18 protein-coding genes are annotated in these 18,368 nt (G+C 68.7%); 6 read left to right on the top strand and 12 right to left on the bottom strand.

Features of this window, described 5'->3' with window-relative positions; translation table 11 throughout:
• The first annotated feature begins 3 nt into the window (after positions 1–3).
• The 4 genes from GLO27_RS01175 to csrA are packed head-to-tail and all read left to right on the top strand — an operon-like array spanning position 4 to position 4,169.
• Complete coding sequence (locus GLO27_RS01175; protein WP_021198957.1) at positions 4–765, top strand: flagellar biosynthetic protein FliR; 762 nt, start codon at positions 4–6, stop codon at positions 763–765.
• Positions 762–1,853 carry an EscU/YscU/HrcU family type III secretion system export apparatus switch protein gene (locus tag GLO27_RS01170; RefSeq protein WP_021198958.1) on the top strand — a complete coding sequence of 364 codons (1,092 nt, stop codon included), beginning with the start codon at positions 762–764 and terminating at the stop codon, positions 1,851–1,853. Before GLO27_RS01175 ends, GLO27_RS01170 begins: the two co-directional genes overlap by 4 nt.
• Entirely contained in the window at positions 1,850–3,913 is a 2,064-nt protein-coding gene (locus GLO27_RS01165; RefSeq protein ID WP_021198959.1) for a flagellar biosynthesis protein FlhA, read from the top strand. The genes GLO27_RS01170 and GLO27_RS01165 overlap by 4 nt, the downstream gene beginning before the upstream one ends.
• Before the next feature lie 4 nt (positions 3,914–3,917).
• Positions 3,918–4,169, top strand: a complete 252-nt coding sequence (gene csrA / locus GLO27_RS01160; protein WP_029258637.1) for a carbon storage regulator CsrA — start codon at positions 3,918–3,920, stop codon at positions 4,167–4,169.
• A 12-nt stretch (positions 4,170–4,181) separates the two neighbouring features.
• Here csrA and GLO27_RS01155 read toward each other — a convergent pair whose 3' ends face one another.
• The 8 genes from GLO27_RS01155 to coaA form a co-directional block, all read right to left on the bottom strand.
• Positions 4,182–5,318 carry a hypothetical protein gene (locus GLO27_RS01155; RefSeq protein ID WP_029258638.1) on the bottom strand — a complete coding sequence of 379 codons (1,137 nt, stop codon included), beginning with the start codon at positions 5,316–5,318 and terminating at the stop codon, positions 4,182–4,184.
• On the bottom strand, positions 5,315–6,913 hold the full coding sequence (locus GLO27_RS01150) for a PAS domain-containing sensor histidine kinase (RefSeq protein ID WP_021198962.1): 1,599 nt from the start codon (positions 6,911–6,913) through the stop codon (positions 5,315–5,317). The genes GLO27_RS01155 and GLO27_RS01150 overlap by 4 nt, the downstream gene beginning before the upstream one ends.
• Positions 6,914–7,125: 212 nt before the next feature.
• The gene (locus GLO27_RS01145) at positions 7,126–7,968 is read right to left on the bottom strand and encodes a response regulator transcription factor (RefSeq protein WP_167253234.1); all 843 of its coding nucleotides are present in this window, start codon (positions 7,966–7,968) and stop codon (positions 7,126–7,128) included.
• The gene (gene tsaE, locus GLO27_RS01140; protein WP_167253495.1) at positions 7,965–8,393 is read right to left on the bottom strand and encodes a tRNA (adenosine(37)-N6)-threonylcarbamoyltransferase complex ATPase subunit type 1 TsaE; all 429 of its coding nucleotides are present in this window, start codon (positions 8,391–8,393) and stop codon (positions 7,965–7,967) included. The genes GLO27_RS01145 and tsaE overlap by 4 nt, the downstream gene beginning before the upstream one ends.
• Positions 8,394–8,443: 50 nt before the next feature.
• Positions 8,444–9,550, bottom strand: coding sequence for an alanine racemase (gene alr / locus GLO27_RS01135; protein WP_167253232.1), 1,107 nt, complete (start codon positions 9,548–9,550; stop codon positions 8,444–8,446).
• On the bottom strand, positions 9,547–9,906 hold the full coding sequence (locus GLO27_RS01130; protein ID WP_167253230.1) for a holo-ACP synthase: 360 nt from the start codon (positions 9,904–9,906) through the stop codon (positions 9,547–9,549). The genes alr and GLO27_RS01130 overlap by 4 nt, the downstream gene beginning before the upstream one ends.
• 95 nt (positions 9,907–10,001) lie before the next feature.
• Entirely contained in the window at positions 10,002–11,849 is a 1,848-nt protein-coding gene (gene glmS / locus GLO27_RS01125; protein WP_021198967.1) for a glutamine--fructose-6-phosphate transaminase (isomerizing), read from the bottom strand.
• Between the two features lie 74 nt (positions 11,850–11,923).
• Positions 11,924–12,877 (bottom strand): type I pantothenate kinase, encoded by a 954-nt coding sequence (gene coaA / locus GLO27_RS01120; RefSeq protein ID WP_021198968.1) that lies wholly within the window; start codon positions 12,875–12,877, stop codon positions 11,924–11,926.
• Positions 12,878–12,906: 29 nt separating this feature from the next.
• Here coaA and GLO27_RS01115 point away from each other — a divergent pair, with 29 nt between their 5' ends.
• Both GLO27_RS01115 and GLO27_RS20210 read left to right on the top strand, forming a co-directional pair.
• The gene (locus GLO27_RS01115) at positions 12,907–13,851 is read left to right on the top strand and encodes a hypothetical protein (RefSeq protein WP_021198969.1); all 945 of its coding nucleotides are present in this window, start codon (positions 12,907–12,909) and stop codon (positions 13,849–13,851) included.
• 198 nt (positions 13,852–14,049) lie between these two features.
• A complete protein-coding gene (locus tag GLO27_RS20210; RefSeq protein ID WP_152525865.1) occupies positions 14,050–15,000 on the top strand; it encodes a helix-turn-helix domain-containing protein in 951 nt (316 codons plus the stop codon).
• A 34-nt stretch (positions 15,001–15,034) separates the two neighbouring features.
• Here the strand turns inward: GLO27_RS20210 and glmM are convergent, their stop codons facing one another.
• The 4 genes from glmM to GLO27_RS01090 all read right to left on the bottom strand — a co-directional run bounded on the left by glmM (position 15,035) and on the right by GLO27_RS01090 (position 18,220).
• Positions 15,035–16,393, bottom strand: coding sequence for a phosphoglucosamine mutase (gene glmM / locus GLO27_RS01105; protein WP_021198971.1), 1,359 nt, complete (start codon positions 16,391–16,393; stop codon positions 15,035–15,037).
• A gap of 14 nt (positions 16,394–16,407) precedes the next feature.
• Positions 16,408–16,893 (bottom strand): 30S ribosomal protein S9, encoded by a 486-nt coding sequence (rpsI, locus tag GLO27_RS01100; protein WP_017828210.1) that lies wholly within the window; start codon positions 16,891–16,893, stop codon positions 16,408–16,410.
• Between the two features lie 27 nt (positions 16,894–16,920).
• Positions 16,921–17,367 (bottom strand): 50S ribosomal protein L13, encoded by a 447-nt coding sequence (gene rplM / locus GLO27_RS01095; protein WP_017828209.1) that lies wholly within the window; start codon positions 17,365–17,367, stop codon positions 16,921–16,923.
• A gap of 184 nt (positions 17,368–17,551) precedes the next feature.
• On the bottom strand, positions 17,552–18,220 hold the full coding sequence (locus tag GLO27_RS01090) for an endonuclease/exonuclease/phosphatase family protein (RefSeq protein ID WP_021198972.1): 669 nt from the start codon (positions 18,218–18,220) through the stop codon (positions 17,552–17,554).
• Positions 18,221–18,368 lie beyond the last annotated feature (148 nt).

Here is an 18,368-nt window from a genome sequence, read left to right as displayed (position 1 = left end):
GACGTGTACATCCCGATCGACTTCGCCTGGCTGGAAGCCACGATGCTCACCGCCGTGCGCATCACGGCCTTCATCATGATCGCCCCGCCGTTCTCGTACGGGGCGATTCCGGTGCGGGTGAAGGCGATGCTCGCGATCGGGCTCTCCCTCGCGGTGGGCACGGCCGTGGCCCCCGGCTACGTGAACCTCGACACCGGCCCGTTCCTCGGGGCCCTGGTTCTGCAGCTGGTCACCGGTGCCCTGCTCGGCTTCCTCGTGCTGTTGTGCTTCTCGGCGCTGCAGGCGGCCGGCAGCCTGATCGACGTGTTCGGCGGGTTCCAGCTCGCTCAGGCTTTCGACCCGCACTCGCTCGTGAACGGCGCCCAGTTCACCCGGCTCTTCCACCTGACCGCGCTGACGCTGCTGTTCGCGTCCGGCGGGTATCAGCTGATCCTGGCCGGGCTCGCCCGCAGCTTCGAGGCCGTGCCCGTCGACGGCATGTTCCAGGCGGCGGGACCCGCAGAGCTCCTCGTCGACGGGGTCTCGCAGATGGTGCTCGCCGCCGTGCAGATCGCCGGGCCCCTGGTGCTCGTGCTGTTCCTCGCCGATGTCGGGCTGGGACTCATCACCCGCGTCGCTCCCGCGCTGAACGCGTTCGCGATGGGCTTCCCGGTCAAGATCCTGCTGACGCTGCTGCTCGCGGGCGCCGTCTACGCCGTCCTCCCCGGCATCGTCGATTCCCTCGCCGCGCAGGCCCTGCGCATGATGCAGGGGGTGCACGAATGAGCGGTACGGACAGCGGCGAACGCAGCGAGAAGGCGACGGACAAGCACCTCAGCGAGGCCCGCAAGAAGGGGCGGCTGTCACGCAGCCAGGATCTGACCGCCTGGCTGGGGATCGGCGCGGCGGCCGTCACGATGCCGGCGGCCATCGCCCTGGGGGCTTCGGCGGGAACCGAGCAGCTGCTCACGCTGACGTCCCTGGTCGATGCTCCGACACCGCAGGCGGCTCTGGCGGCCCTCGGGCGCGGACTCGCCTCCGTGCTCCCGACGCTCACCGTGATGCTGGCCGCCGTCGCGATCGTCACCCTGATCGGCGCGGTCATCCAGGGCGGGGTGCATCTGAAGCCGCTCACCGGCCGTTTCGAACAGTTCAACCTCGTCACCGGGATCCGCCGGGTGTTCGGCATGCAGGCCCTCTGGGAGGGCGCCAAGGCCCTCATGAAGACCGCGGCCATCGGCATCGCCCTCTGGTTCGTGATCGCGAGCCTGATGCCCGTGCTGACCGCGAGCGGCGCGCACTCGATCTCCCGCCTGCTCGGCACCGCGAGCGAGGGCACGACCGCGCTGCTGCAGACCGCGATCGGGGTCGGCCTGGCCCTCGCCGCGATCGACATGTTCGTGGTCATGCGCCGCAACCGCAAGCACACACGCATGACCAAGCGCGAGATCCGCGACGAGAACAAGAACTCCGAAGGCGATCCGCTGATCCGCCAGCAGCGACGTTCGCGTCAGCTCGCCGTCAGCCGCAACCGCATGATCGCGGCCGTCGCCGGCTCCGACGTCGTCGTGGTCAACCCGACGCACATCGCGATCGCCCTGCGGTACGAGCCCGGCCGCGCCGCCCCCAAGGTCGTCGCCAAGGGCAGCGGGGTGATCGCCGAGCGCATCCGCGACGAGGCCGTGCGCGCCGGTGTGCCGCTGGTGCGCGAGATCACCCTCGCCCGGGCCCTGCACGCCGCGTGCGAGCTGGGCCAGGAGATCCCCGAAGACCTGTACAACGCCGTGGCACGCGTGCTCGTGTTCGTCGACTCGTTGCGACGACGCGGGGCGGCCCGCGGCATCCACTCCCTTCCCTACCGGAGGACCGCATGAGACAGCTGCTTCCCAAGCTCGGGGTGCCGATCGGCGTCGTGGGCATCATCATGCTCCTCGTCGTGCCGGTGCCGCCGTTCCTGCTCGACATCCTCATCATCCTGAACATCATGTTCGCGCTCGTGATCCTGCTCACGTCGATGTTCGTCAAGAAGCCGCTCGATTTCTCCGTCTTTCCCTCGCTGCTGCTCGTGGCGACGCTGTTCCGGTTGGGACTGAACGTCGCCTCGACCCGTCTGGTGCTCGGCGAGGCGTACGCAGGGCAGGTGATCGAGGCGTTCGGCGCCATCGCGGTCGGCGGCTCGCTCATCATCGGCGCCGTCGTGTTCCTCATCCTGGTCGTCATCCAGTTCGTCGTGGTGACGAAGGGCGCAGAGCGCGTCGCCGAGGTCGGTGCACGATTCACGCTCGATGCGATGCCCGGCAAGCAGATGGCCATCGACGCCGATCTCAACGCCGGACTCATCACCGATGCGGAGGCGCGCGAGCGTCGCGCCGAGGTCGCTGCCGAGGCCGACTTCTACGGAGCGATGGACGGTGCGTCCAAGTTCGTGAAGGGCGACGCGATCGCCGGTCTCGTCATCATCATCATCAACGTCGTGGGCGGCATCGCCATCGGCATCGTGCAGCACGGCATGACGATCGACGAGGCCGTGAACACCTACAGCCTGCTCACGATCGGTGACGGTCTGGTCACGCAGATCCCGGCGCTGCTGATGGCGGTCTCCACCGGCATGATCGTGACCCGCTCCACGGCGGAGGCGGAGATGGGGACGGCGGCATCCGCCCAGCTCGGCCAATCCCGCAATGCGCTCATCATCGCCGGCTGCGCCGCGATCATCATGTCGCTCATCCCGCACATGCCGATGCTGCCGTTCGTCGCGATCGGCGCCCTCCTCCTCCTCATCGCCCAGCGCATCAAGGCGACCCAGAAGCGCGAGGAGGCGGCCGCCGCCGCGCAGAGCCCCTCCGCCGCCCCGGCCGACCAGCCCGAGGAACTCATCGAGAAGATGCGCGTGCATCCGCTCGAGATCCTCCTGGCCCCCGACATCATCGATCTGGTCACCGGCGGACCCGACGATCTGCTCGCGCGTGTCAAGGCCCTCCGACGCCGGATCGCCCTCGATCTCGGGCTCATCGCGCCGCCCGTCCGCACCCGCGACAGCATCGAGCTGCCGCAGGCGACCTACGTCATCCGCATCGCCGGTGTCGAGACCGGCCGCGGCACGGCGCCGGTCGGTTCCGTGCTCGCCCTCGGGCAGGGGCTGGACAGCCTCCCCGGCACCGCGACGCTCGACCCGGTCTTCGGGCTCGAAGGCAAGTGGATCCCGATGGAGATGCGCCACAGCGCCGAGTTCGCCGGTGCGACCGTGATCGACAGGGCGAGCGTGATCATCACGCACCTGTCCAGTGTGATCCACGCCCACGCTGCACGCCTGCTCAGCCGCGAAGACGTGCGCCAGCTCACGGACGCCCTCAAACAGGTCTCCCCCGCTGCCGTCGAGGAGCTCACGCCTGCGCTGATGTCCTTGGCCGAGGTCCAGCGCGTCCTGCAGGGCCTCCTCGCCGAACGGGTGCCGATCAACGACCTCAGCCGCATCTATGAGGCGCTCGCCCTGCGCGCCAGGGTCTCCACCGACCCCGAGGGCCTGATCGAAGCCGCACGGGCCGCGCTCGGCCCCGCGATCGCCGCCCGGTTCGCGGATGCCGGCACCCTGCGCGTGGTGATGATCAACCCGATGCTCGAACAGGCGATGCTCGAGAGCCTGCGCCCGGGCGACGACGGCAGCCAGATCGTGTTCGATCCGCAGCGCATGGAGGCGGTGGTGGATTCCGTGAAGCAGGCCGTCGCCTCGGTACACGAGGGCGGCGAGCCGGTGCTGGTGTGCGCACCGTCGCTGCGGCCGGCCGTGCGACGCCTCGTCTCGGCGCAGACGGACGGCCTCCCTGTGCTCTCGTACACCGAGGCGACCGCGGCCGCCCTCACGATCGAGACCGTCGGTGTCGTACGAGACATCCCCACGCCGTCGGTCGGCGTCGTCCCCGCAGCACTAGGCTGAACGAATGCTGGTTTTGACGAGGCGGATCGGTGAGAGCGTGCGCATCGACGGCGACATCGAGATCACGCTGCTCGAGATCAAGGGCGACAGCGTGCGGATCGGCGTGAAGGCACCGCGCGAGACGCGCATCCAGCGCACCGAGATCATCGAGGCGGTCGTCGCCGAGAACGTGTCCGCCGCCGCGGAGACCGATGCCGAGGCCGAAGGAGCGATCGCCGCCGCCCTCGCCCGCGGCCGGGAATCCCGCCCCGCCTAGCCGGACATCTCCTCAGGCCGACGTGAGATCCGCCGCGGTGGCGCGCTTCCACTGATCGCCGCCGGCATCCCGCGCCCTGACCGCTGCTCTGCCCGCCGCGGCGACGAGGGCGTCGTAGTCGTAACCGACGACCGAGGCGGTCGCCCAGCCGATGCTCGCCGAGGATCGGATCCCGGTGACCGCCGTCTCCCTGTCGATCACCGAGATGCGGGTCAGGATCCCCCGCAGGTGGTGCCGGACCGACTCGTCGCCACCGCGGATGACGACGATCGCGCGACCGTCGGCGACCCGATCGGCGTCGGCCGACGCGGGGAGCCCCTCCTGGATGTCGTGATGGAAACGGTCGACGATCATGGCGAACGCGGAACCCGTCGACGCCTCCCGGAGGTCGGCCGGATCGTCGAGCCGGATATCGAGGACCGACCACGGCAGGTCGTTCTGCGCCTCGGCCTTGCGGAGCCGGCGACGGGCGCGGTCGGCGATGTCATCGGCGTCCCTCGTCTTCTGCTCCGAACGCACCAGCAGCACCAGGGTGAACGCCGCGCACGTGCTCACCACCACCGTGCCGACGGCATTCATACCGCGCAGTGCGCTCAACTGCGCCTCGGTGCCGGCGCCACCGGAGACCAGGGCGGACACGGCGCTCACGACCGCCACCACGACGAAGCCGCATGAAGCGAGGGCCAACGGCAGCACGATGTCCCTGACGGCCGGCCTGTCCCGCAGCAGCTCGTAGGCCACCAGGCCTGCGAAGACGGCGCTCCCGAGGAAGACGAGCTGGAACGAGGGCAGATACCAGACGCTGCCGGCCGTGGCCACCAGGAGCGTGGGAGAGACCAGGATGAAGACGACGACCGGCCACCAGCGCGCTCGCCGACCGAGGTGCATCCGCAGGCCGATCCAGACCAGCGGTTCGAAGCAGAGCATCAACGCGGAAGCGGCTCCGCGCAACACCGGTTCCTCGGTCTGCTGGCCCGCGAGCCAGAGGTAGGCCGCCAGCATCCCCAGGCCGAAGGCCGCTCCCCAGGTCACCGTCGCCTTCGACGGGCGGGCGAGGGTGCCGAGGCCCACGACCATCACCGTGAGCACGGTGACGACGGCCACCATGCTCGTCGTGATGTCGACGTTGACGGGGACGAGCGGGTTCACGTCTGCACCTCTTCCGGGGAACGCGGCGGGAAGCGGAGTGTCACCCGGGTGCCGACCGCGATCTCGCTGGAGACGTCGATGCTGCCCTCATGCGCGGCGACGATCTCGCGCACGATCCCCATTCCCAGTCCCGTGCCGCTGATGCCGGCACGCACAGCGCTCTCGGTGCGGAAGTAGGGCTCGAACACCCGTGACAGATCCTCCGGGGTCATCCCGAATCCGTCGTCGACGATCGTGACCTCCGCCTGACCCGTCGTGGCCGTCCCCAGACCGATTTCGATGCGCCCTCCTGCAGGGGTGTACTTGGCGGCGTTGCTGAGGAGGTTGTCGAGCACCTGCCGCAGCCGGAAGGGATCGCCCGAGATCACCAGGCGTGCGGCGCCCCCGATCCCGAGTTCCTGTCTGTTGCCGGCGATGACGGGTGCGTACGAGGCGGCCGCCGCCTCGACCACCTCGCGCAGATCGACCGGGGCAAACGGCTCCTGCGCGGAGCGGCTCGTCTGCTGCAGGATGCTCGAGACCAGGTCCTGCATCCGCTCACCCGCGTGCGCGATGATCTCGAGCTGCGCCGGCACGCGTCCCGGCAGGTCGTCGCGCTCGCGGAGCAGGTCGACGTGACCGAGGATCGCGGTGAGCGGATTGCGCAGTTCATGGGAGACGACCGCATTGAAGGTGCGTCGTTCCTCGTCGACTTCGAGCAGCGCCGTCACGTCGTCGATCACGACGAGCGTGATGTCCTCGCCCTCTCCCGCGGTGGCCATCGGCTGTGTGCTCACCTCGAGCGCACGCCACTGTCCCGTGCCGTCGAACAGCCACACCCGTTCCGCCTGCAGCCGCTCGCCACCGGCGGCTCGGGCGAGCGAGGTGCGCGATGGCGGAAGCGCCGTGCCACGCCGCGCGTCGTACTCGACCGCGGCCGAGGGCAGAGCGGCACCGAAGCGATCACGACCGTAGAGCGTGCGGTAGGCGTCGTTCATCTGCAGGACGCGCCCGCCGGTCGTCACGACCACGAGCGCCACGCTCAGCGCGTCGACGATCTGCGTGACGCGTCGCTGGTTCGCCTCCGCCCGCTCGGCGGCGCGGTTGACCTGCTCGGATCGGCGCTGCAGGAGGCGGCGCGCGGCGCGGGAGCGCTGCGCGCCGATGCGGACCGTCACCCCGAGGAAGCCCAGGGTGATCACGAGGGTGAGCAGCCGTAGCAGGATGTCGGCCGGGGTACCGCTCTGATCGGCGAACAGCACGAGAGTGGCGCTGATGAAGGCGATGCCTCCGAGCACCCAGGGCATCGTAAAGTAGCTGGCCAGCCACACGACGGGAAAGACCCAGAGGAACCCGAGGCGGAGGTCGGGCGCGTTGGTCGTGAAGCCCACGGCGAGCGCGTCCAGGAGCGGCACGACGGTGGCGGCCGTGCGCGGGAGCCGGTGCCACGGCAGCGCCAGGGTCATGAGCGTGGTGACGATCACGAGACCGACGCCGGCGACCACCAGTGGGTTGGCGAAGGTCTGCGGCTTGAACGCGGTGATCATCACGACGATCGCCACGATGCTGCCGGTGAAGACGAGCTGCCAGCGCCAGATAGACACAGTGCGGACCATCAGCGCTCACCCTCCCCCTCGAACCTCAGCTTTGCCGCAAGATTACTCAAAGATCGATGCAGCCCGCTCTTCAGGTGGCCTCGCACCCCTAGCATTCTGAGTGGGGGCCGATACTGCGACTGGGGAACAACGCAGACGCTGGGGCCACGCGAGTGGGGATTCGCAGGCAACCGGGGCCGTGGTTGGGGAACCACGGTCCCGCCCCGCGGCATTCACGGACCATCGGCCGGCGTGAGACGATAGCCGACGCCGCGCACCGTCTCGATGTAGCGCGGCTGCGTCGTGCTGTCGCGGAGCTTGCGCCGCAGATTGGCGATATGGGTCTCGATCGCCCGTTTGTCCGGCTCGCTCACGTACTCGTTCGAGCCCTCGGGTGCGCCGCGCAACCCTCGCGCGAGATCGGCTTTGCTGCGCACGCGGAGCCCGGCCTCGAGCAGCATCGCGAGCAGGTCGAACTCGGTCGGCGTGAGGTCGATGCGCCGCTGCCCGATCAGGACCATCCTTGTGTCGAGGTCGAGGCTGAGATCCCGATGGACACGGCCCCGCCAGGTGAGGACGGTGGCACCGTCTGCCGCCGGGTCGGGCTCGACCGCCGCTCGTCCGGTCTCCGGGAGCCGGGGGAGCACGGAGCGGGGTTCGGAAGGGTGGGGTTCCGAGGGGCGGGGATCGGCGACGCGGGGGCGCCGCAGCAGCGCCTCGATGCGCGCACGCAGTTCGCGCGGACGGAACGGCTTCACCAGATACTCGTCTGCTCCCGACGTGAGGCCGAGGACAACGTCGGACTCCTCGGAGAGCGCGGAGAGCATGATGATGAAGGTGTCGCTGATCCGCCGGATGCGTCGTGCGACCTCGAAGCCGTCGATGCCGGGGAGATTGATGTCGAGCGTCGTGATCACCGGGTGGTGCTGCTCGATGGCCGCGAGCCCCTCCAACCCGGAACCGGTGAGGATCGTCTCGAAACCGGCGGCGAGGAACACCTCTTCCAGGAGGGATCGCACATCGGGGTCGTCCTCGACGATCACGGCGACGAGAGCGCGATCCACGGCCGGGGTCATGCGATGCTCTCTCGCACGATCGTGACGACCCTCGGCGCGTCGGCGTCGAGCTCCGACGGGTCCAGATCGGAGGATCCGACCGGGCGCTCCACCTCGACATCCCACCACGAGTCGGCCAGTTCCTCGGCCATACCGCGTCCCCACTCCACCACCACGACCGATCGCTCGAGGTCGAGATCGAGGTCGTCGAGCTCCGCGGCGGAACCGAGCCGGTAGGCGTCGACATGCACGAGTGGCGCTCCGCCGACCAGCGAGGGATGCGTGCGGGCTATGATGAAGGTCGGACTCTGCACGGGACCGCGCACTCCGAGCCCCTCGGCGAGGCCGCGGGTGAACGTGGTCTTCCCCGCGCCCAGCGGGCCCGTCAGGACGAGCAGGTCGCCGGCTTCCAGCTGTTCCCCGATCCGCACGCCCAACTGCTCCATCGCGTCGGCGGTCGCGATCTCTCGTCGACCGAGGAACGCAGGGTCCACGCTCACGAGGTCCGCCGGGGGACGCGCGGACCGATGCGGGTGACGATCTCGTAGTTGATGGTGTCGGCGGCATCCGCCCAGTCCGTCGCGGACGGTACGCCGAGGGTGGGGTCGCCGAACAGGACCACCTCATCGCCGATCGAGACCGGAGCGTCTCCGACGTCGACGACGAACTGATCCATCGCGATGCGTCCCACGTTCACGAACCGGCGTCCGCCGATCGAGACCGGGAGCTTTCCCGATGCGTTCCGCGGCACCCCGTCGGCGTATCCGAGAGGCACCAGGACCAACGTCGTGTCGCGGTCGGTGCGATGGTCGTAGCCGTAGGAGACGCCGGTTCCTGCGGGCACTCTGCGGACGGCGGCGATCGCACCGCGGAGCGTCATCGCCGGGCGCAGACCGAGCTCCGCGGAGCTGCGGTCGTCGAACGGCGAGAGGCCGAAGAGCCCCACGCCGATGCGCACCGCGTCGAGGCGCATCTCCGGCAGGTCGATGGCGGCGGCCGTCGCAGCGATGTGCCGGATCTCGGGGCGGATGCCGAAAGCCGCCGCCGCGGCGACGCCTTCCTCGAACTTCGCGAGCGCAGCTCTGTCGTCGTCGACCGACGTGTTGGAGAGGTGGCTGAACAGCCCGACGATGCGCAGGCGTCCGATGCGCTCGAGGCGCGCGGCCTCGGCCAGCACGCGGCCCCAGTCGGCGGGGGCGATGCCGTTGCGCGACAGCCCGGTCTCGAACTTCAGGTGCACGCCGACCGGACGGTCGACCGTGGCGGCAGCTCCGGCCGCCTCGAGCTGGTCGAACGACGAGATCCCCACCTCGATGTCCTCCGCGGCGGCGTGCTCGAATCGTTCCCCCGGCGCGTGCAGCCACGCCATGATCGGTGCACGCACGCCCTGTCGGCGCAGTTCGAGCGCCTCGGGGATCTCGGCGACGCCGACGCGGGTGGCACCGGCGGAGAGCGCCGCGACGGCCGCCGCCGCCGCGCCGTGGCCGTAGGCGTTGGCCTTCACGATGGCGATCACCTCGACCCCGGTGAGTCGTCGGAAATGACGCACGTTGTCGGCGATCGCGTCGAGATCGATGGTCGCTTCGCGGAACGGGACGGTCACAGCGGTGCTCCTTCGGCGACGACGAACGCTGCGGCGAGACCGGCGTCGTGGGTGAGTGTCAGATGCAGCGTCAGGATGCCGCGTTCCTCGACGACGGCGGCCGTCGAGCCGGAGAGCACGAAATGCGGGCGACCAGACGGCTCCGACGCGATCTCGATCTCGGTCCAGTGCACGCCGTCCGAGCCACCGAGCGCCTTGATCAGCGCCTCCTTGGCCGCGTAGCGGGCGGCGAGGGACGGAAGGCGGAGGGTGCGCTCCGGCGGGGCGAAGAGCCGTTCGCGCAATCGCGGCGTCCGTGCCATCGTCCGCTCGAATCGCGGGATGTCCACGAGGTCGATTCCGGTGCCGATGATCACCCGTTCAGCCTACCGAGCCTGATTCCGGTTGAAATCGCCCAAATGGCTCCGTTTCCACTGGAAACGAAGCCATTCGCGCGATTCGGAGGGCGGGTCTACTCGACCGTGACCGACTTGGCGAGGTTACGCGGCTGGTCGACGTCGAGGCCCTTCGCCGTGGCCAGCGCCATCGCGAAGATCTGCAGCGGCACGACCGCGAGCAGCGGCTCGAACATCGCTCCGGCGAGCGGGATGTGGATGACCTCGTCGGCGAACGGCAGCACGGCGGCGTCGCCTTCCTCGGCGATCACGATCACCCGGGCACCGCGCGCGCGGATCTCCTGGATGTTCGAGACGACCTTGGAGTGCACGAGCGCGGAGTGACGCGGGGAGGGAACCAGCACGAACACCGGCTGCCCGGGTTCGATCAATGCGATCGGTCCGTGCTTGAGCTCGCCGGCGGCGAAGCCCTCGGCGTGGATGTAGGAGATCTCCTTGAGCTTGAGAGCGCCTTCGAGGGCGATCGGGTACCCGACGTGGCGTCCCAGGAACAGCACCGAGCGGGTGTCGGCCATCCACCCGGCGAGCTGGGTGACGTGCTCCTGCTCGCTCTCGAGCACCTTGGCGATCTTCTCGGGAAGAGCAGCGAGTTCGTCGACGTCGACCGAGGCATCGGCGACCGCACCGCGCACCCGGCCCATGTGCAGGCCCAGCAGCAGGAGCGCGGTGATCTGCGCGGAGAACGCCTTGGTCGAGGCCACGGCGACCTCGGGGCCGGCATGGGTGTACACGACGGCATCCGACTCGCGCGGGATCGTGGCGCCCTGCGTGTTGCAGATCGACAGGGTGCGCGCACCGCGTTCCCTGGCGTACTTCACGGCCATCAGGGTGTCCATGGTCTCGCCCGACTGGCTGATCGACACGACGAGGGTGTCGGCGCCGATCACGGGGTCGCGGTAGCGGAACTCGTGGGCGAGCTCCACGTCGACGGCGACACGTGCCCACTGCTCGATCGCGTACTTGCCCACCAACGCCGCGTATGACGCCGTGCCGCAGGCGGTGATGATCACGCGGTTGATACCCACGAAGAGCTCGTCCAGTCCGTCGAGCTCCGGGATGACGACCTGTCCGTCGTGGATGCGACCGCGGATGGTGTTGGCGACGGCCTCGGGCTGCTCTGCGACCTCCTTGGCCATGAAGCTCGACCATCCGCCCTTCTCGGCAGCGGCGGCATCCCACGACACGTCGAACGGCTCGGGCTCGACGGGCGTACCGGCGAAGTCCATCACAGTGACGGCGTCGGGGGTGATCGAGACGATCTGATCCTGGCCGATCGCAAGCGCCTTGCGCGTGTGCTCGATGAACGCGGCGACGTCGGAGCCGAGGAAGTTCTCGCCCTCGCCGAGTCCGATCACGAGCGGGGAGTTGCGGCGGGCGCCGACCACCAGACCGGGGTGGTCCTGGTGCATCGCCAGCAGGGTGAACGCACCTTCGAGGCGGTTCACGACGCTGCGGAAGGCGAGCTGCAGGTCGCCGCCGTTGCCGGCGTACTCGCGTCCGAGGAGCGCAGCAGCGACCTCGGTGTCGGTCTCACTGCGGAACACGACGCCGTCGGCGAGGAGCTCGTCGCGCAGTGCGGCGAAGTTCTCGATGATGCCGTTGTGGATGACGGCGAGCTTGTCGTCGTCGGCAAGGTGCGGGTGCGCGTTGCCGTCGGTCGGTCCTCCGTGGGTCGCCCAGCGGGTGTGCCCGATGCCGGTCGACCCGTCAGGGAGCGGCGCGTCGGCGAGCGAATCGCGCAGCACGGCGAGCTTTCCCGCCTTCTTGCGCATGCCGAGCGAGCCGCCGCCATCGATGACGGCGACACCCGCCGAGTCGTATCCGCGGTACTCCAGGCGTGCGAGGCCTGCGAGAAGGATCTCCTGGCTGGGGCGCGGGCCCACGTATCCGACGATTCCACACATGCGATCAAGAGTAAGACGAGTTTTTTGCGAGTCGTCCGTACATTCTTCCGCCCCGTCGCGGGTCGCACGCGGGGTCAGAGCTTGCGCAGCAGCACCGTCTCGACATCGTGGTCGGCACCCTTGCGCAGCACCAGGCGCGCGCGGTGCCTGGTGGGCATCACGTTCTCGATGAGGTTGGGCATGTTGATCTCGTTCCAGTAGCCGAGAGCCGTCGTGATCGCCTCGTCGTCCGTGAGGTGCGCGAACACGTTGAAGTAGGACGAAGGGTTGCTGAAGGCCGCCTGCCGGAGTGCGAGGAAGCGGTCGACGTACCACTTCTCGATATGCGACGTATCGGCGTCGACGAAGATCGAGAAGTCGAACAGGTCGCTCACGGCGACATCGTTCGGAGCCGGCGGCGGCTGCAGCACGTTCAGCCCCTCCACGATGACGACGTCGGGGCGACGCACCACGACGTTCGCGTCCGGCACGATGTCGTAGCGCATGTGCGAGTAGAACGGGGCGCGCACCTCGGTGGCACCGCTCTTGACCTCGGTGAGGAACTCGATCAGCGCGCGCCGGTCGTACGACTCGGGGAAACCCTTGCGGTCCATGATCCCGCGGCGCTCGAGCTCGGCGTTCGGGTACAGGAAGCCATCCGTGGTGACCAGCTCCACCCGCGGCGTCCCCGGCCAACGGCTCATGAGCTCGCGCAGCAGACGGGCGATGGTCGACTTGCCCACCGCCACGGAACCGGCCACGCCTACGACGAACGGCGTCGTGGTGTCGTCCTCCTGGAGGAAGGAGGAGGTCGCCGCCCCCAGCCGTTTCGTCGCCGTGGCGTACAGGCTCAGCAGGCGGCTCAGGGGCAGGTACACCTCGCGTACCTCGGTGAGCGAGAGACGGTCCCCGATACCGCGGAGCTCGACGACCTCGGTCTCGGTGAGCGGCTGGTCGAGCCCGGCCGCGAGCCGCGCCCATTCCGCGCGTCCGATCTCCCGATAGGGCGACAGCGGCAGTGTGGGGTCGGCGGTGGTCACGGAGTACATCGTATCCGGGGGGCGAGTAGTCTCTTCCCGTGCGCCTGGGAGTCCTCGACATCGGATCCAACACCGTCCACATGCTCGCTGCCGACGTCCGTCCCGGTGGACGGCCGCTCGCGACGACGAGCGATAGGACGGTGCTGCGCCTCATGCGCTATCTCACCCCCGACGGCTCCATCTCGGAGGAGGGCGTCGCCGCGCTCGAGGAAGCGGTCGCGCAGGCACGGCGTGTGGCCGAGAGCGAGCGTGTCGACGCGCTGCTGGCCACCGCGACGAGTGCGGTTCGCGACGCGCGCAATGGCAGCGAGGTCATCGCCCGTATCGAAGCAGCCCTCGGCCAGCCGTTGCAGGTGCTCGACGGTGAGACCGAGGCCGAGCTGACGTTCCTCGCGGTACGGCGCTGGTTCGGCTGGTCCGCCGGTCAGATCCTGCTCCTCGACATCGGCGGCGGCTCGCTGGAGATCGCCGCCGGCGCGGAGGAGATGCCGGACGCGGCCGCGTCCGTTCCGCTCGGCGCCGGACGCATGACGGTGCAGTTCCTGCCGCACGATCCTCCGGGCGAGGCCGAGGTGGAGCGGCTGCGCGCGCACGCGACGACAACCTTGGCCGATGTGCTGCCGCGGTTCGTCGCCCTCCCCCGCCCAGACCATGTCGTCGGATCGTCGAAGGCGATCCGCTCCCTTGCCCGCCTGGTCGGGTACCCGGTACCGGGATGGTCGGGAAGCGAGCGGATGCTGCTCCCCCGCGCCTCCCTCGGGTCGTGGATCCCGCGCCTCGCACGCCTTCCCGCCTCCGCGCGGCAGGAGCTGCCGGGCATCACTCCGGACCGGACGTTCCAGATCGTGGCCGCCGCGGTCTCTCTGCATACGGCGATGACGGCCCTCGACGTCGACGAGCTCGAAGTGTCGCCATGGGCTCTGCGCGAAGGCGTGCTGCTGAGGTACATCGAACAGCTCAGCTGGTCCGCCTCTCGAACCTGAGCGGCGTCCGCCCCTCGAACATGAGCGGAGGACGACGCGGCACGAACACGCCCTGTTGCCGCGTACCTCCGGCGGGTATCCTCTGACGAAGCGAGCACCTCTCCCGCGGTCGCAGACCGCTGGCGGGAGGTACGAGCCCGGCGAGCCGACCTCATCGTTCGGCGCCGCCCATCGATCATCGGCGTCGGGGGGTGCTGAGTGAGTCCGGGAGAGGCATTGGCCATCGGCTCGGCCGAACTGATCTCGCACGGCGTACGCGCAGTCGACGATCCGGCGACGATCCGCGCGACGCGGCGGACGCCCGGGCCTGTGATCCTGCTGTCGATGCAGGGCACGGCGACCGAACTGGCGATCGACACCACCACCGCGCACCCGCACCACGCCGTCTTCGCCTTCGTGGAGGCAGGGGGAATCTCGGCGAAGGAGCAGCACGGCCCATGGGTGCCGCTCGGCAACGGGCTCGTGATCGCCCCGCCCGGGATCGACCAACGTGTTCGGTGCGACGGTGCCTGGCGCATCATCGCCGCCTTTGTTCCCCGCTCCGCGCTCGGGTCGTTCGTCGCGACGCTGCCCGCCACCAGTCGAGTCCTCGAAGAGCGGCGCCCGTTGGATCGCGCCATGCAGGCGTTCATCGAGCAGGTCCTCACCGTCGACGACGACGCGACGGCGATCGAGCGATATGCCATGGAGCATCTGATCGTGGAGATGAGCGGAGCGATCCTGCTCGACCGCGTCGACACGGCGTCCCCGCAACGCTCTCCCCACGCCGCGCTGCGCGACCGCGCCATCGCCGTGATCGCACAGCAGTGCGGCGACCCGGCGTTGAATCCTGACCTCGTCGCCCGCGAGGTTCAGGTCTCCCTCCGTCAGCTCCAGCTGGTCTTCGCCGAAGTGGAGAACAGTGTGGCCGGCGAGATCAGACACCAGCGCGCGCGCCGCGCCCGATCGCTTCTCATCGACAGCCGTTTCGATGCGCTGAGCATCGAGCAGGTGTCCCAGCGCTCCGGCTTCCATTCCCCCATCAGCCTCCGTCGCGCGCTCCAGGAGGACTACGGAGCCACGCCGCGGGCACTGCGCGCCCACAGCGGCACGGGATCGCAGAGCGACACGGGATCACGGAGCGGCGAACGCGAGACGGCCGATCGCTGAGATCAGCGATCGGCCGTCGTAGCGTCAGGTCAGGTCAGAGCGACAGGCGCTCTTGGACCACCTCTGCGAGGCGTCCGGCGTACGCATGCACGGATTCGGCATCGGCCGCCTCCACCATCACGCGCACCAACGGCTCGGTGCCGGACTTGCGCAGCAGCACCCGTCCGGAGTCGCCCAGCTCGGACTCGATGTCACGGACGGCTTGCTGCACGACCTCGTCATCGGACACGCGATCCTTGTCCACGTCGCGCACGTTGATGAGAACCTGCGGGTAGACCGTCATCACCGAGGCGAGCTCAGCGATCGACTTCTTCTGCCGCGCCATCTCGGCCACCAGGTGGAGGCCGGTGAGGATTCCGTCGCCTGTCGTGGCGTACTCGCTCATGATGACGTGACCGGACTGCTCACCGCCGAGGGCGTACCCGCCCTCGTTCATGTCCTCGAGCACGTAACGGTCTCCGACGGCCGTCTGGCGCACGGTGATCCCGTGCTCGCGCATGGCGACATGCAGACCGAGATTGCTCATCACCGTGGCGACCAGCGTGTCGTCCGTGAGGTGGCCGCGCTCCTTCATGGACACTGCGAGGATGGCCATGATCTGGTCGCCGTCGATGTGATTGCCCTCGGCGTCCACGGCGAGGCAGCGGTCGGCGTCGCCGTCGTGAGCGATGCCGATGTCGGCCCCGAGACGCACGACGGCCTCGGCCAGGTTGTCCAGGTGAGTCGAGCCGACACCGTCGTTGATGTTCCAGCCGTCAGGGTCGGCACCGATCACGGTGACCTCTGCTCCCGCATCGCGGAATGTCTCCGGAGAGACACCCGAGGCCGCGCCATGGGCGCAGTCGAGCACCACGTGGATGCCGTCCAGCCGGTTCGGGAGCGATCCGAGAAGATGCACCACGTAGCGGTCCTCCGCGTCGGAGAACCGGTCGATGCGACCGACGCCGGCACCCGTCGGGCGCAGCTTGTCGCCGGTCAGCGCTTCTTCGATGCGCAACTCGACCACGTCAGGGAGCTTGCGTCCTCCGCGGGCGAAGATCTTGATGCCGTTGTCGGGCGCAGCGTTGTGCGACGCCGAGATCATCACGCCGAAATCGGCATCGCGATCGGCGACGAGGAAAGCGAGAGCGGGCGTCGGGATGACTCCCGCCTCGAGCACGTCGACTCCGGAAGAGGCGAGACCCGCGGCGACGGCCGCGGCGATGAAATGTCCGGAGACCCGGGGGTCCCGGGCGACCACTGCGGTGAGTCGCTTGCCTTCGGCTTTGCGAGCCTCCGCAGTACGGCCCTGGCCCAGGACGACAGCAGTCGCCTGGGCCAGGGTGAGCGCCAGGTCGGCGGTGAGGGTGCCATTGGCGAGTCCTCGCACACCGTCCGTGCCAAAGATCGGCATCGGAGCAGTTGACCTTAACGCTTCGAGTACTGAGGCGCCTTACGGGCCTTCTTGAGTCCAGCCTTCTTGCGCTCCTTGACACGGGCGTCGCGCGAGAGGAAGCCGGCCTTCTTCAGGGTCGGACGGTTGTTCTCCTCGTCGATGCCGTTCAGCGAACGGGCGATTCCGAGGCGAAGCGCACCGGCCTGACCCGAGGGGCCTCCGCCGGAGATGCGTGCGATGACGTCGTACGCACCAGCGAGGTTCAGCACGGTGAACGGGTCGTTGATCAGCTGCTGGTGCAGCTTGTTCGGGAAGTAGTCCTCGATCGTGCGGCCGTTGACCGTGATCGTGCCCGAGCCGGGGACGATGCGCACGCGGGCGATGGCCTGCTTGCGACGGCCGACAGCGGCGCCCGGGACGCTGAGGACGGGGCGGGGAGCCGCCTCGACCACGTCGGTCTCGGGAGTCGACGTCGAGAAGTTCTGGGGGGTTTCGGTGGTGTCCTGGATGTCAGCCACGAGTATGTCCTTAAGTCTTTACGGCGCTTACTGGGCGACCTGGTCGAGGGTGTACGGCGTCGGCTGCTGTGCGGCGTGCGGGTGCTCGGCACCGACATACACCTTGAGCTTGGACAGCTGCTGGCGGCCGATGCTGTTCTTGGGGAGCATGCCACGGATGGCCTTCTCGACAGCGCGGACCGGGTTCTTCTCGAGGAGCTCGGCGTAGGTGACCGACTTCAGGCCGCCCGGGTAACCGGAGTGGCGGTAGGCCATCTTCTTCTGGAGCTTCTGACCCGTGAGCGCGACCTTCTCCGCGTTCACGATGATGACGAAGTCACCCGAGTCGATGTGGTTGGCGAAGGTCGGCTTGTGCTTGCCACGCAGGAGCGTTGCGGCGTGCGAGGCCAGACGGCCGAGAACGACGTCAGTGGCGTCGATGACGACCCAATCGCGCTGGACTTCGCCAGCCTTGGGGGTGTAAGTGCGCGTCACGATAGTGCTGCTTTCTTGTGTCGAACGGAGAAGTTCGTGAATCCCACTCCGGGGTGGTTCTTCCCGACAGGGAGGAACACGCCAGTGGAGGGCTCACGTTCGGACGATGCCCCTTCTCCGCGGACGGGGAAAGGCACCAAAGAGAAATCATACGCCACGCCGTGCGTATGCCCAAACCCTGGCCTCAGTCGGGCTTGACCGTGACGAGGATGGGACGGTGATCGCTCGCGCCCTGCGGGAGAGTCGTGATGCGTTCGATCTCGAAGCCGGTCGACGTGGCGAAGTCGTAATGCCCCCGGAACACGCGGTAGCGCGTATACGTGTGGTCGTCGCTGAGCGACAGCGCATACCCGTGCTCTCGAACGGCCTGACCGAGGTTCTCCTTGAAGATCGGATAGTTGTAGTCCCCGACCATCAACTGCGGCAGTCCCTCGCCGAGCGCAGCGAGCTCGGTGAGGGCGGCGCGGATCTGGTGACGTCGCAACGAGTTCAACGCGGTCAGCGGCGCGGCATGGAAGGAGGCGACGATGAAGTCCTGGCCATCGTCGATGTCGCGCAATCGTGCGCCGAGGACGCGCTCGTGCGCCGGCTTCGCGATGCGGTCGTGCAACGACTTCTTGAGGCCGAGCATGCGGATCGCCTGCAGATGGAATGTGCTCGCTCGATAGAAGAGCGCAAGCCCGAGACGATTGCCCTGCGTGGCGTCAGCCAGCACGAGGTCGCCGATCTGCGCGGGCAGCTCCGGAACATCGCACTCCTGCAGGCAGAGGACGTCGGGATCGTGCGCACGCACGAGCGCGGCGAGTTCGCCGGCTGCCCGGTGCTTCTGGAGGTTGTACGAGATGACCTTCATGATCGTTCCCACGCTACTCCCGACCGCTGTGCGTGGGCTCCGCGCAGCCGCCCGACGGCGTGTCCTGGACGTGATCGGTACCGGCGCCCGTGCCGATGAGGGCGCCGGTACCGACACGCATCGAGCCCTGTGCGGGGATGGGGAGTTG

This window comes from Microbacterium sp. Be9 (assembly GCF_011754135.1).
Classification (GTDB): Bacteria; Actinomycetota; Actinomycetes; order Actinomycetales; family Microbacteriaceae; genus Microbacterium; species Microbacterium maritypicum_A.
Note: the sequence above shows the minus strand (reverse complement) of the source record. Positions and strands in the feature narration are given on the sequence as shown.

Coding starts and splice junctions, on each gene's coding strand:
- GLO27_RS01170 (WP_021198958.1), top strand. CDS start 762: ATGAGCGGTACGGACAGCGGCGAACGCAGCGAGAAGGCGACGGACAAG.
- GLO27_RS01165 (WP_021198959.1), top strand. CDS start 1,850: ATGAGACAGCTGCTTCCCAAGCTCGGGGTGCCGATCGGCGTCGTGGGC.
- csrA (WP_029258637.1), top strand. CDS start 3,918: ATGCTGGTTTTGACGAGGCGGATCGGTGAGAGCGTGCGCATCGACGGC.
- GLO27_RS01150 (WP_021198962.1), bottom strand. CDS start 6,913: ATGGTCCGCACTGTGTCTATCTGGCGCTGGCAGCTCGTCTTCACCGGC.
- GLO27_RS01145 (WP_167253234.1), bottom strand. CDS start 7,968: ATGACCCCGGCCGTGGATCGCGCTCTCGTCGCCGTGATCGTCGAGGAC.
- tsaE (WP_167253495.1), bottom strand. CDS start 8,393: ATGGAGCAGTTGGGCGTGCGGATCGGGGAACAGCTGGAAGCCGGCGAC.
- glmS (WP_021198967.1), bottom strand. CDS start 11,849: ATGTGTGGAATCGTCGGATACGTGGGCCCGCGCCCCAGCCAGGAGATC.
- coaA (WP_021198968.1), bottom strand. CDS start 12,877: ATGTACTCCGTGACCACCGCCGACCCCACACTGCCGCTGTCGCCCTAT.
- glmM (WP_021198971.1), bottom strand. CDS start 16,393: ATGCCGATCTTTGGCACGGACGGTGTGCGAGGACTCGCCAATGGCACC.
- GLO27_RS01090 (WP_021198972.1), bottom strand. CDS start 18,220: ATGAAGGTCATCTCGTACAACCTCCAGAAGCACCGGGCAGCCGGCGAA.